The organism is Phocaeicola sartorii JCM 17136 = DSM 21941 (assembly GCF_054653615.1).
Genome location: NZ_BAAIFW010000005.1, coordinates 2,154,226 through 2,167,315, shown reverse-complemented (window position 1 = coordinate 2,167,315; position 13,090 = coordinate 2,154,226). Strand labels below are relative to the sequence as shown.

General features: G+C 47.5%; 12 protein-coding genes. 3 read left to right on the top strand and 9 right to left on the bottom strand.

All coding sequences use genetic code 11. The features are described 5' to 3' along the window. Window positions 1-25 precede the first annotated feature (25 nt). The 8 genes from rsxA to ACYQ0C_RS09070 all read right to left on the bottom strand — a co-directional run bounded on the left by rsxA (window position 26) and on the right by ACYQ0C_RS09070 (window position 6,364). Window positions 26-628, bottom strand: coding sequence for an electron transport complex subunit RsxA (gene rsxA, locus ACYQ0C_RS09105; protein ID WP_005841506.1), 603 nt, complete (start codon window positions 626-628; stop codon window positions 26-28). 18 nt (window positions 629-646) lie between these two features. Then, window positions 647-1,231, bottom strand: a complete 585-nt coding sequence (locus ACYQ0C_RS09100) for an RnfABCDGE type electron transport complex subunit E (protein ID WP_016276474.1) — start codon at window positions 1,229-1,231, stop codon at window positions 647-649. A 14-nt stretch (window positions 1,232-1,245) separates the two neighbouring features. Further along, the gene (locus ACYQ0C_RS09095) at window positions 1,246-2,079 is read right to left on the bottom strand and encodes an RnfABCDGE type electron transport complex subunit G (protein WP_016276473.1); all 834 of its coding nucleotides are present in this window, start codon (window positions 2,077-2,079) and stop codon (window positions 1,246-1,248) included. Then, window positions 2,076-3,065 carry an RnfABCDGE type electron transport complex subunit D gene (locus ACYQ0C_RS09090; protein WP_016276472.1) on the bottom strand — a complete coding sequence of 330 codons (990 nt, stop codon included), beginning with the start codon at window positions 3,063-3,065 and terminating at the stop codon, window positions 2,076-2,078. The genes ACYQ0C_RS09095 and ACYQ0C_RS09090 overlap by 4 nt, the downstream gene beginning before the upstream one ends. A gap of 14 nt (window positions 3,066-3,079) precedes the next feature. Beyond that, window positions 3,080-4,417: an electron transport complex subunit RsxC gene (rsxC, locus tag ACYQ0C_RS09085; protein ID WP_016276471.1), complete on the bottom strand. Its 1,338-nt coding sequence runs from the start codon at window positions 4,415-4,417 to the stop codon at window positions 3,080-3,082. Window positions 4,418-4,456: 39 nt separating this feature from the next. Further along, the gene (locus ACYQ0C_RS09080; RefSeq protein WP_016276470.1) at window positions 4,457-5,410 is read right to left on the bottom strand and encodes a Fe-S cluster domain-containing protein; all 954 of its coding nucleotides are present in this window, start codon (window positions 5,408-5,410) and stop codon (window positions 4,457-4,459) included. 20 nt (window positions 5,411-5,430) lie between these two features. Next, window positions 5,431-5,859 carry a SoxR reducing system RseC family protein gene (locus ACYQ0C_RS09075; RefSeq protein ID WP_032941786.1) on the bottom strand — a complete coding sequence of 143 codons (429 nt, stop codon included), beginning with the start codon at window positions 5,857-5,859 and terminating at the stop codon, window positions 5,431-5,433. Window positions 5,860-6,037: 178 nt separating this feature from the next. Next, window positions 6,038-6,364, bottom strand: coding sequence for a threonine dehydratase (locus ACYQ0C_RS09070; protein WP_016276468.1), 327 nt, complete (start codon window positions 6,362-6,364; stop codon window positions 6,038-6,040). A gap of 151 nt (window positions 6,365-6,515) precedes the next feature. Between ACYQ0C_RS09070 and gad the strand changes: the two genes are divergently transcribed. The 3 genes from gad to ACYQ0C_RS09055 all read left to right on the top strand — a co-directional run bounded on the left by gad (window position 6,516) and on the right by ACYQ0C_RS09055 (window position 10,152). After that, window positions 6,516-7,964 carry a glutamate decarboxylase gene (gene gad, locus ACYQ0C_RS09065; protein ID WP_016276467.1) on the top strand — a complete coding sequence of 483 codons (1,449 nt, stop codon included), beginning with the start codon at window positions 6,516-6,518 and terminating at the stop codon, window positions 7,962-7,964. Window positions 7,965-8,029: 65 nt separating this feature from the next. After that, the gene (gene glsA, locus ACYQ0C_RS09060; protein WP_016276466.1) at window positions 8,030-8,992 is read left to right on the top strand and encodes a glutaminase A; all 963 of its coding nucleotides are present in this window, start codon (window positions 8,030-8,032) and stop codon (window positions 8,990-8,992) included. 296 nt (window positions 8,993-9,288) lie between these two features. Next, on the top strand, window positions 9,289-10,152 hold the full coding sequence (locus tag ACYQ0C_RS09055; protein ID WP_016276465.1) for a copper homeostasis protein CutC: 864 nt from the start codon (window positions 9,289-9,291) through the stop codon (window positions 10,150-10,152). 101 nt (window positions 10,153-10,253) lie between these two features. Here ACYQ0C_RS09055 and ACYQ0C_RS09050 read toward each other — a convergent pair whose 3' ends face one another. Beyond that, complete coding sequence (locus ACYQ0C_RS09050; protein ID WP_016276464.1) at window positions 10,254-12,917, bottom strand: transglutaminase family protein; 2,664 nt, start codon at window positions 12,915-12,917, stop codon at window positions 10,254-10,256. Window positions 12,918-13,090: the final 173 nt, after the last annotated feature.

The window sequence follows — 13,090 nt, the reverse complement described above, 5'->3', positions numbered from 1 at the left end:
CGGCTTATTTGAACGATGAAATGATTTATTCTATGCCAAACAAGACACCCAAACCTTTATCCACACCGGAAAATCCCATGAATGCCATTGCCAGCAGACCTGCAGTAACCAGCGCGATAGCCATTCCCTGCATTCCTTTCGGAATATTCACCAGACTCAGCTGTTCACGGATACCGGCAAACAGCACCATTGCCAAAGCAAAACCAAGAGCTGTAGAGAAAGCATAAACCACACCGGTCAGCAAATCAAAGTCTTTCTGAATTACCAATATAGCCACACCCAGGATACAGCAGTTTGTAGTAATCAACGGAAGAAATACCCCCAATGCCTGATAAAGGGCGGGAGACACTTTTTTCAGAATGATTTCCACCATCTGCACCAATGCCGCAATGACCAGGATAAATGCGATGGTCTGCAAATATTCCAGTCCGAAAGCATCAAGCACGAACTTCTGGATAAGATAGGTAACAATGGTAGCGATGGTAAGCACGAATGCAACAGCCGCTCCCATACCCGTAGCTGTCTCAACTTTCTTGGATACACCGAGGAACGGACAGATGCCCAAGAATTGTGACAACACAATGTTGTTCACAAATATAGCGGTGATAAATATCAATATATATTCCATATTCTTACTTTTTACGGGTTATGCTTTCTTCAGTTTATTCACAATCGCAATGAGGTAGCCCAAAGCGATGAAGGCCCCCGGTGCGAGAACGAAAATCAACATTCCGTATTGCTCCGGCAGAATGGCGATATCAAACAGTTTGCCTGTGCCAAGGAACTCACGTACACCACCAAGGATAGTCAATGCAAGAGTAAATCCGAGTCCCATACCCAGTCCGTCAAAGAATGAGGGGACAGGACCGTTCTTTGCTGCAAACGCTTCGGCACGCCCCAGCAAGATACAGTTTACTACAATCAACGGGATGAACAATCCCAATGTAGCATACAGTGCCGGTACGTATGCCTGCATAATCATCTGCAACAAGGTTACGAATGATGCTATAACCACAATGAACGCGGGGATACGCACCATATCAGGAATCAGATTCTTGATAGACGAAATCACCACATTCGAACAAATCAACACAAACATAGTCGCCAGTCCCATACCCATACCGTTGATGGCCGAGGAAGTGGTTCCCAATGTAGGACACATACCCAAAAGGAGTACAAACGTAGGATTCTCTTTTACAATCCCGTTCATCAATACTTTAAAATTATTCATAGTCTGCTCCTTCCTTATTTTTTGTTTTTACAATCTTGATTGGGACATTCCGCTTTCTTGCAGTTTGCCTTGTCACAATTGGCTTTATCACAATTGGCTTTCTTACAGTCGGCTTTGTCGCAATTGGCAGGATCGCATTTTTCACCACAAGCCACCTTGCATGAATCGCATTTTGCATCACAGGCCTGCCCTTCCTTACACGGAGTTCCGCTACAAGCTGTTGTATTCTTTTCCGCAGTTGCAGACGCTTGCTGAGTAGCCCCACTGGCACCGTCCGCCTGCTGGCCGCTATAAGCAGCGTATGCATTATTCACTGCCTGCAGGAATGCACGCGAAGTGATGGTAGAAGCGGTAATAGCATCCACCTGCCCGCCGTCCTTACTCACTGTCAAGGCTTTCTGCCCCGGATTCATGCCGGTGATATCGCCTTTGCCGCCTTTCTTGAACCAATCGGCAGCTTTTGATCCCAATCCCGGAGTTTCCGCATGGCTCAACAAAGAGTAATCAATAATATTGCCCTCCTTATCGAAACCTACCAATACATTCAGCGCACCCCCAAAGCCATTTGCAGAAGATTCTACGGCCGCACCGATAAATTCCCCGCCTTTGGTCGCTTTATAGATCTTATAGGTAACACCTTCCAATTCTATTGTCTCAGGAGCTTCGGCAGGATTATTGTCGAATCCCGGAACTACGATAGCGATGGCATCACTCAAAGCCTTGGCATTAGCCTGTGCGATGGGTTCCTTTGTCAGCTCATTCACATAGCCCAGCAATGCTCCGGCCACCACGGTTACGCCTGTCAGCACGATAACCATGTTTTTCAAAGATGATTCTAGCTTTTTCATTTCTTCACTACCTCCCCGAATCTTTTAGGTTTGCAATAAGTATTGATCAACGGAGTGAATGCGTTCATGATGAATATAGCGAAAGACATACCTTCGGGATATGCACCGAACAAACGGATTACCACAGTCAGGAAACCGATAGCCACACCGTATATGATCATACCTTTATGAGTCATCGGCGAAGTAACATAGTCAGTTGCCATGAAAATAGCACCCAGCATCAAACCACCTGTAAACAAATGAGCCAACGGAGATGCGTAAGCAACCGGGTCAACCAGATGCATCAGTCCGGCACATACAAATACAGTCACCAGGATAGATACAGGAATATGCCAGGAAATAATCTTCTTCCACAGCATATAGCCTAAACCAAGCAACAGTGCCAATGCACTCACCTCACCCAGTGAACCCGGATTATTACCCAGAAACAGGCTTAATGTATCGGGCAGCTGAGCCAAAGCATTCGCATCACCCTTTACCGCCATCTTCATCAAAGCCAGCGGAGTAGCACCGGTTTCAGCATCGGTATAGCTGGCCCACTGCTGAACAACAGGCCATGAAGTCATCTGCACAGGGAAAGAAATCAGCAGGAAGATACGACCTACCAACGCAGGATTGAAGGGATTACACCCCAGTCCGCCGAAAGTCATCTTACCCACACCGATTGCCACCAACGCACCGATGATAATAATCCAAAGCGGCAAGTTGGAAGGCAGATTGAATGCCAGCAACACACCGGTTATAACAGCCGAACCATCACAGATGGTAGAGCGTTCTCTCTTCAGAATAAACTTGGTAATCGCCCATTCGAAGAATACACAGGCGGCAACCGAGGTCAGGGTCACCACCACAGCGCCCAGTCCGAACATATAAAATGATACCAGCAACGCAGGTATCAACGCGATGAGCACACCGTACATATTTTTCTGTACGCTGTCACCGCTATGGACGTGGGGCGATAATGATACTATTAATTTATTAGCCATACTACTTTGTCGAATTATTTTTTAGCATTACGTGCACGGATGATACCGCCTACTGTGCCCTTACCCAAACGGATATAGTCCAGCAAATAACGATGAGACGGACATGTAAACTGACACGAACCGCACTCGATGCACGACATTACATCTTCTTTTTCTACTCTCTCCCAGTCCTTGTGAGCCGAAAGTGTCGCCAATAAGAAAGGTTCCAGTCCCATAGGACACACGCTGACGCACTTGGCACAGCGGATACAGGGCTGGGCTTCGGCACGGGCAGCTTCCTTATCATTCATAATCAGCACACCCGAACTACCTTTACAAATAGGGACTTCTGTATTAACCAGCGCCTTACCCATCATCGGACCACCGCCGATCACCTTTCCGGTATCTTCGGGCAAACCGCCTGCCGCATCAATCAGCTGGCTCATCGGAGTACCCATACGGGTGAGGAAGTTGGACGGGTTCTTGACAGACTTACCGGTAACTGTCACGATGCGCTCAAACAAAGGCTTGTTTTTCTGCACGGCTTCATAAACGGCAAATGCAGTACCCACATTCTGAACCACCGCACCTACATTGATAGGAATGGCGGGAGGAGCAGGAACCTGACGGCTGATTACAGCATCAATCAGTTGCTTTTCACCACCTTGCGGATATTTCACTTGCAAAGGAACCACTTCGATACCGGGATATTGAGACGCCTTCTCAGTCATCAGCTTGATAGCATCCGGCTTGTTATTCTCAATACCGATGTATCCCTTAGTTACTTTTGCAGCCTTCATCAGGATGCTCACCCCCACCAGCACTTCGTCCGCCTTTTCCAACATCAAACGATGGTCGGCTGTGAGGTAAGGTTCACACTCCACGGCGTTGATGATGACACATTCCGCCTTGCAGCCCGGAGGAGGAGAAAGTTTCACATGAGTAGGGAAACAAGCACCGCCCATACCTACTACACCTGCATTTTTCACTTTTGCAACGATTTCTTCGGGAGTGAGAGCACACTCTTTCACCAATGTCGAACTGCGGTCTATTGATTCTTCCCATTCGTCACCATCCACATCGATAAAGATAGCCGGCTTGCGGTAACCGCTTGCATCGATCACGGCATCCACCTTGTTCACTTTACCGGATACAGACGAGAAGATGGCTGCTGAAACAAAGCCACCCGCCTCAGCAATCTTCGTACCTACCTTCACCACATCGCCTTTTTTCACGATGGCAGTAGCAGGAGCACCAATATGCTGTGACAAAGGAAATACCGCCTGCTTAGGAAGTGCAAGGGGTTCAATGGCTTTGCCTGCTGACAATTTATTTTCTGCTGGATGTACTCCACCAATTCTAAATGTCTTCACTGTTATATCTTTTTAATTTTTACTTACTTTGAATTTTGATTATGCTTCTGCCTTCGGAGTCTCAGTTTTCACCGCTTCCACTTTCGGAGTTTCCACCTTTGAAGCCTCTGCTTTTGCAGCAGGTTTTGCAGCAGCCTCACCAGCCGGCGCTTCCACTTTCGGTTTGCGTGGCGGGAAATTGATAGCCTGGATAGCTCCTTTCGGGCATTCCGATTCACACTTGCGGCAAGACTTACACTTGGCCGGATCAATGTATGCCAGATTGTTCTCCAACGTGATGGCTTCGAACGGACAAACTTTCACACACTTGCCGCAACCGATACAACTAGCCTTACAAGCCTTATTGGCAACAGCTCCCTTATCCTTGTTCACACACATCACCACAACGCGGCGGTTGTTCTTTCCTTTCGGACGAATTTCAATGATCTTGCGCGGACAAGCTTTGCTACAAGCCCCACAAGCCGTACATTTTTCTTCGTCCACTTCCGGAAGACCGGTCTCAGGATTCATGTGAATAGCATCAAACTGACACACTTCCACACAATCACCGCAACCCAGACAACCAAATGTACAACCCGTCTCACCACCTGAAGTAGCATGAGCGATAGCACACGACTTGGCTCCGTCATACTGTGCAGTACGAGGGCGATTTTCACAACTACCGTTACATCTTACCACCGCAACTTTCGGTTCAGCAGCAACGGCCTCCAATCCCAAAATGGCAGCTACTTTTTCCATTACCGGAGCACCACCAACCGGACATAACTTACCCTCCAGCGAACCAGCATCGGCAGCCTTCACACAGGCACCGGCAAAACCGGAGCAACCGGGATAACCACATCCACCGCAATTTGCCTGAGGAAGCACTTCGCTCACCTTGGCAATCCGCGGGTCTTCATACACAGCAAACTTCTTAGAAGCGGCATACAAGATCACCGCGGCAATCAAGCCAATCGCTCCCAACGAAATTACTGCAACCAGAATTAAATCCATAAATTTTAGTTAGTTATTTATTAATTATTTTTTATTGGTTCAAGCGTAAATGAAAACTTCTTGCTCAACTTATTCCTGCATACATATATAATAAGGTAATAAGGGAGCAAGGCTGACAAGGCAACAAGCGCCGACCTTAACTCATCCCCCCCCGTAAGACGCATAGAAATAAATAAAGTAATCAGCAATACCAAAAAAGGGATACCAAAAGCCAACCACACGGCTTGCATCCCCATAGAAGTAGTACCATAAATCATCACCTCCTCACCTATGCGGTAAGAAGATGCCTTCATGTCAAAAACATCAATCAGTTTCTCTTTGCTTTCAGATGCATTGCAATGTCCTTTCACACTGCAAGCCGAACAGGCAGAAGTTTGTACGATTCTCACTTGCACGTGAGAACCTTCAATGTTTTCCACAATACCACGATGTTTGATTATATCGGTCATTTTTGCAAACTCTACATTACAAAACTGCAGCAAATGTACGACTTTAATTGGATTCTAAGAAGTATAAAATGATATTTTCACTATAAAAATCGATTTTTTGTGTAGAGAAATTAAAATCAGAAGCAAGAAAGAGAGGGAAATTCTGAATTTCTTCCTTTCCACTTGTAAAGTATATAATTTATTTCATTATCACATAGCCCGCATCCAACAGTTTTTGGCGAATAGATGCTATATGTTCCTCGTTTCTGGTTTCCATAACGATACGAAGGGCACATCCGGTGACATCCGCACTCTCACTATTTCGCTCGTGATGTACAGAAATCACATTCCCTCCCTGCTCTGCGACAATTTTGCTGCCCCCCAACAACTGCCCCGGTTTGTCTATCAAATCCAAAGTCACCACATAGATACGTCCCGATTTCGCCATGCCGCGGCCGATAACACGACTCAATACAAACAGTTGGATATATGCTAATGCACCAACCGGCTGCGTTATGTTCCGCATGGCATATTGGCGTATTGCCCCATTAGCACATTATCAGCCATCAATTAAAAAACATAAAATCAAGAAACTTTTCCCCGAGCCTCCTGTTGAGGGAGACAAACATGGGAAACTCCCATTTTTCATTGTATTATTAACCTAAACTTTAAGTAAAATGAAAGAATGTAATTGTGATTTGAGAGACGGTGACGCAAAGACAGCCGTGTTTGGTTCAAACGAAATGCTACAACCCGCCCCGGCAGATACCATCCCTATGGAACCTACCACCCCACAAATTGCTTATCAAATGGTTAAAGACGAAACATTCGCCCAAACCCAGCCCCGCCTTAACCTGGCCACTTTCGTTACCACCTACATGGACGACTATGCCACTAAACTGATGAACGAAGCCATCAGCATCAACTATATTGATGAGACAGAATATCCTCGTATCGCAGTGATGAATGCCAAATGTATCAATATCATGGCTAATTTGTGGAATTCACCCGAACAGGCAAAATGGAAAACCGGAGCACTGGCTATCGGATCCAGTGAGGCTTGTATGCTGGGAGGAGTAGCCGCCTGGTTACGCTGGAAAGACAGACGTAAAGCCCAGGGAAAGCCGACCGACAAGCCTAACTTTGTCATTTCAAGCGGTTTCCAGGTTGTTTGGGAGAAATTCGCCCAACTTTGGCAGATTGAAATGCGCCAAGTGCCTCTCACCTTGGACAAAACCACTCTGGACCCCGAAGAAGCGCTGAAGATGTGTGACGAGAACACCATCTGCATCGTCCCCATCCAAGGGGTGACATGGACAGGTTTGAACGATGACGTGGAAGCCTTGGACAAAGCACTGGACGCCTACAACGCCAAGACCGGCTATGATATTCCTATCCATGTAGATGCGGCGACCGGTGGTTTCATCCTGCCGTTCCTCAATCCCGACACGAAATGGGATTTCCGCTTGAAATGGGTTCTTTCTATCAGCACTTCCGGTCACAAGTTCGGACTGGTTTATCCGGGTCTGGGATGGGTAGTATGGAAAGACAAGAAATACCTTCCGGATGCCATGTCGTTCAGTGTAAATTATTTAGGTGCCAACATTACGCAGGTTGGCTTGAACTTCAGCCGTCCCGCCGCACAGATTTTAGGGCAGTACTACCAATTTATCCGTCTGGGATTCCAAGGATACAAAGCCATCCAATACAATTCCATGGAAATCACCAAGTACATTCACAGCGAAATAGCCAAGATGGCTCCGTTCGTAAATTACAGCGACAAGGTGGTGAATCCATTGTTCATCTGGTACATGAAGCCCGAATATGCAAAGAACGCCAAATGGACTCTGTACGATTTGCAGGCTAAATTGCAGCAAAGCGGCTGGATGGTTCCTGCATATACTCTGCCGGAGAACATTCAGAATTACATAGTGATGCGTGTTGTAGTACGTCAGGGATTCAGCCGTGACATGGCGGATATGTTGCTGAACGATATCAAGAATGCCATCAGCGAGTTCGAGAAACTGGAATATCCCACTCCTACCCGCATCGCCCAAGACAAGAACATTCCTGTAAAGGGTACTGTGTTTACTCACAATGCCCATAGCAACGCCGCTAAAAAATAAGCATAGATAACAATAATGCAACCATCCGCCATTAAGGTGGATGGTTACTTCAATCAAATTAATTTATGGAAAGAACTATAACTACCCAGCAAATAAAGGATGTCGCCCAGGAGGCCTACCACCTGTACAAGGACAATACAGACGGCAAGAACGCTGACTACATCCCTTATCTGGCAAATATTGACCCCAAACTGTTCGGGATCAGTATCTGTCTGATGAGCGGAGAAATCATCCAGTTGGGCGACTCTCAATACCGTTTCGGTATCGAGTCTGTTTCCAAGGTGCTGACCGCCATTCTGGTACTCCGCCAGTACGGTGCTCCCAAGGTACTCGAAATGATTGGCGCCGATGCTACCGGACTGCCGTTCAACTCCATCATGGCCATCTTGTTGGAAAACGACCATCCGTCCACCCCGTTGGTAAACGCCGGCGCCATCTCGGCCAACAGTATGGTCCAGCCCGTAGGAAACAGCGATGCCAAGTGGAAAGCCATTGTAGACAATATGACCGAACTATGCGGAAGCACCCCGCAACTGATTGACGAACTGTACCAGTCAGAGTCGGCGACAAATTTCAACAACCGTTCCATCGCCTGGTTATTGAAAAATTATAACCGTATCTATGATGACCCCGATATGTCGCTCGACCTCTACACCCGTCAGTGCTCCATGGGCATCACTGCGGAACAGTTGTCCATCTGCGGAGCCACCATCGCCAACGAAGGCTTGAACCCGAACACCGGCAAACAAGTGTTCGACAAATCCCTCTCCCCGAAAATCACCTCCATGATAGCCACCGTAGGTTTCTATCAGCACACAGGCGACTGGCTTTACACCTCGGGGATTCCTGCCAAGACAGGCGTAGGAGGCGGTGTCATGGGCGTAATGCCGGGTGTCATGGGAATTGCGGCCTTCGCGCCTCCTCTGGATGACGCCGGCAACTCCGTGAAAGCACAGCTTGCCATCCAATATATAATGAACAAACTGGGCATGAACGTATTCAATGGTCATCGCATCCACGTGCAATAATCCATTTCGTTCCCATAGAAAAGCTGATATTTCTCTCACTCCGAGAGAAATACCGGCTTTTTAACTAAAAAAAAACTCCGCTAAAATTTCTCACACTCTTACATTATGTCTATCTTTGCACAGACATAATATTATGAAGAACAAAGTCATCCGTAAAGAACTGAGCCAATGGATAAACTCATGCAAAGAAACCATTTAAGGTCCTCCTGGCAGAGAAATTGAAAGAAAAATGCCGAAACAGCCCAAAGCGCCCGATGACATTGATTATGGAATTGAATTAACTATTAAATAACTTTATGAGTAACAAATCAAAAATCGAGATTTGCGCCAACTCCGTGGAAAGTGCTGTGAAGGCACAACAAGCCGGTGCTTATCGTGTAGAACTATGTGCAGGTATTCCGGAAGGCGGAACTACCCCGTCTTTTGGCGAAATCCGTATGGCACGCCAATTATTGAACCAAACAAAACTGCATGTCATCATCCGTCCCCGTGGCGGAGATTTCCTATATTCTCCCATTGAACAAGAAATCATGCTGCATGATATCAAAGTGGCACGTCAGCTGGGTGCGGACGGTGTGGTATTCGGATGTCTTACCGCAGAAGGTTATGTTGATGTGCCTCTGATGCAGAAACTGATGAATGCTGTAGGCGAGATGAGTGTCACCTTCCACCGCGCTTTTGATATGTGCAGCAATCCCAAAGAAGCCTTGGAACAGATTATCGGACTGGGCATCGACCGGGTTCTTACTTCCGGACAGGAAACTACCGCCGAAAAGGGAATCCCTCTTCTGAAAGAATTGGTGGAACAAGCCGACGGACGGATCATCATCATGCCGGGATGTGGCATAAATGCCGGTAATATCCGTAAGATTGCCGAGGAAACCGGAACTTCGGAATTTCATTTCTCCGGACGGAGCAGCGTGGACAGCGGCATGATTTATCGCAACTCAAAGGTATCCATGGGAGGCACTGTAAAAATAGAAGAATACCTGAAGGACGTCACCGATCCGGACAAAGTAAAAGCCGCCTTGGCCGAACTGGCATTGAAAGATGAAAACGACAAAGCGCTGGAAAAGAAAAACAAAAGCCTTAACCCCAAGAGATCAAAGAAAGAGGATGATTGGGACGATGAGGACGATGACTTGGAAGATGACAAATAAAGAGGAGACAAATAAATAAGTAAGCATAAACGCTATCATATTTAACGCGGATATTCAGTTTGCAAACTTGAATATCCGCGTTACTTTTTGTTTATTGAATCCTACAGCTTATGTATCACCTTCATCAACTGTTCACCCAGCCCGATGGTATATCCTTGCGACACGAATACCACCCGGTTAAAGGTATCTCCAATGATAAACATAGGCAGGATAGTCTTGTTGGGCAACTTCATGCCTTCTGCAATCTGCTTCTGGATGGAACCGTCCACATCAATACCATAAGTTATGGTAGCCGGTAATCCGGGGAACTCCTGCGGACGGAACTTCTTGTACTGCTCCTCGTTGGGGAACAACAGCACGATTCCTCTGCCCCATTCATCAAACTCCTTACCCAATGCCGCGATATCACGCAAGGCATGGTTCGTAGGTTCTTGTCCGACGCCCAGTACGGCCACAATGTAATACCCGCGCCCTGTAGTGGCAAGAATGGACTTCAGCTCATTGCTATCAATCGGTTTATAAGTAGATTCCGAGTTAAAGTTACCGATTACCTGAATGTCATCCTTCGCTTCACGCATCACCAAGTCCACCGTAGTAGTTTCTCCCGGCTTGATGGTAAAGAAAGTCAACTGTGACAATACGCCGCCGTTGGCCAGACGGGTACCGGTCACCATCACATAGTTACCGGCATCCAGTGCCGTTCCGTTCTTCAGCAAGTTAGCCCAAGTTGCACCGCCACCCATATCAATATCACCTTCATCATAATTCAGCAATTTCAAGGTTCCGGCAGGAGTCAGTCTGGAAATAGAGAAATGAGCATAATACTTCGGATCGGCCAAAGACTTGACCGGCGTATATCTGGCAATAAACTTGCCGGTAGGCGCACTGGCCTGTTCCATCGCCTCAAAGTTCACATCAACAGCCCCCTCATCACCTATCAGCTGCACTTTTCCGGTCACTTCGTCTATACGGGCAGGAATACCCATGCTGCGTGCCATGGAAACAAAGAAGATGTCACGGCTGTGCGCATCGGCTGTACGGGCCTTCCACACCCCTTCCGGAGAAATCGGAGAGCCGCCCAGGTTGCAATCCTTGTCCACACGGATATTTTCGGCAACCCATGCAACCAGCTTCATCGGATCGGCAAGGTAAGCCTCACGGTCTTGTTCGGGCACTGCCTTCTCAAAGAATCCCTTGTACGGAGTAATCATTTCGTTGCTCACACGCGGATTACGCACAAATCTGCGGAAATAATCGGCATTGGCACACAGATGTGAATTCATCATGTGGTCTATCAACACTTCAGAACTTACATCGCGAAGGTCTTTGGCGGAGATCCGCTGAAGCAGGTCAATGCCACCCTTCTTTGACTTGTCCGAACGGAGACGGGCCATAAAGTCACGGATGGTTTCGTGATTACCACGTGATGCCACCAGCAATTTGGCAACGGCATCCTCGTCCAACTGATACTCTTTAGCGAAATGACGGGCCGATTCATCCGTCATGAATGTAGCCACGTATGCATTGCGGATAGAGTCCTCCAAGGCCATGCGGCGGTTGTTCTCCGCACGTTGTCCGGGAGTCACCTCAGGCATATTGGCACCTTCCACCGGAGGAATGATATCCATGTCCAGTGTATAAGCCTCGCCGGCAGTCTTGTCCAGTTTCACGGTCAAGGCATTGTCTTTTCCGAAAGACAGTTTGGAGTAACCGAATTGTCCATCTTTGGAAGCCCATACCAGCATATCCCCTTTTCCGGCAGTCAGGAACGTCTTACCGTCCGCATCCGTCTGTTTGGAAGCTACGGTATAAAATTCGGCATAGTTATACACCTTGAATTCCACTTTGGCATCAGCCACCGGTTTGCCGTCCGCATCCACGATGGTCACATCGGCTTTTGCCGTCGGAGCATAATTGTCAATCACATTGATTTCCGTATAACGGGGAGTACGGTACATCACTTCTTCCGGTCCGTTATAACGTCCGAACACCTTGGTGTGCATCAGCATACCCCGCGAAGCAGGAGCGTTGAACCAACCCAGATTCAGTACCGGTTCGGGTTCGCAGGCACCCAGGAAATACCACTTGCCATCCACCCAGGCTTCCACCCAGGCATGATTATCATCGGTATGCGCCCAACGCGGCGTATATACCTGGCGGGCAGGGATGCCGACCGAACGCAAGGCGGCTACCGTAAACGTGGACTCCTCGCCACAACGTCCGTAGGCTGTCTTTACGGAAGCCAGCGGACTACTGGTACGGGCATCCGACGGCGTATAAACCACCTTCTCATGACACCAGTGGTTTACTTCCAGCACCGCATCATATAGAGACAGGTTTTTCACTCTATCCTTCAGTTCCTCGTAAAATACCTGACGGCTGTTGTCCAGATTTTCATTGTTTACGCGGATGGGCAGTACAAAGTGGCGGAACTCGCGTTCGGGAACCACTTTTCCCCACGGCATCTCCTCACGCGCCTTGAAAGCGTAGTCCACGTTTTCCAGATAGAATTCACCGGGATGATCCGCAATATCCGCCAAGGGCATATAGGCGTAAAGAAAAGTCATCGCCTCCTTCTGTTCATCGCTCATGGGTTGTTCGAATACCTGGAAGAGGCCGCCTTGGGCCAGCGTGTCACGCCGTGCCTCAAAATCCTGCTGAACAGCGGCGCGTTCAGCCTCATCACTGATTAAATGTTTGTTGTTTGTACACGAGGCACACAGCATCAAGCCTATCCCCGCCGCACACAAAGCCAATAATTTCATCTTGTTGTTTATTTAGGTTAGCAATTTGTTATTGGCTACGAAGATAAGACTTTTTTCTTATTTTTGACGAAGTTCAAGCTATTATTTAGTATCCGCCGGCTCCGATTGTTGCTTCATAAACGATACTGATTATATTCTTTTTCCCAGAAACACCCTTCCGGGTATAAATGTTT

Bases quoted from the DNA above. Each gene is read 5' to 3' on its own strand.
- rsxA (WP_005841506.1), bottom strand. From the start codon at position 628: ATGGAATATATATTGATATTTATCACCGCTATATTTGTGAACAACATT.
- ACYQ0C_RS09100 (WP_016276474.1), bottom strand. From the start codon at position 1,231: ATGAATAATTTTAAAGTATTGATGAACGGGATTGTAAAAGAGAATCCT.
- ACYQ0C_RS09055 (WP_016276465.1), top strand. From the start codon at position 9,289: ATGAGTAACAAATCAAAAATCGAGATTTGCGCCAACTCCGTGGAAAGT.
- ACYQ0C_RS09050 (WP_016276464.1), bottom strand. From the start codon at position 12,917: ATGAAATTATTGGCTTTGTGTGCGGCGGGGATAGGCTTGATGCTGTGT.
- ACYQ0C_RS09095 (WP_016276473.1), bottom strand. From the start codon at position 2,079: ATGAAAAAGCTAGAATCATCTTTGAAAAACATGGTTATCGTGCTGACA.
- glsA (WP_016276466.1), top strand. From the start codon at position 8,030: ATGGAAAGAACTATAACTACCCAGCAAATAAAGGATGTCGCCCAGGAG.
- ACYQ0C_RS09075 (WP_032941786.1), bottom strand. From the start codon at position 5,859: ATGACCGATATAATCAAACATCGTGGTATTGTGGAAAACATTGAAGGT.
- ACYQ0C_RS09090 (WP_016276472.1), bottom strand. From the start codon at position 3,065: ATGGCTAATAAATTAATAGTATCATTATCGCCCCACGTCCATAGCGGT.
- gad (WP_016276467.1), top strand. From the start codon at position 6,516: ATGAAAGAATGTAATTGTGATTTGAGAGACGGTGACGCAAAGACAGCC.
- ACYQ0C_RS09070 (WP_016276468.1), bottom strand. From the start codon at position 6,364: ATGCGGAACATAACGCAGCCGGTTGGTGCATTAGCATATATCCAACTG.
- ACYQ0C_RS09080 (WP_016276470.1), bottom strand. From the start codon at position 5,410: ATGGATTTAATTCTGGTTGCAGTAATTTCGTTGGGAGCGATTGGCTTG.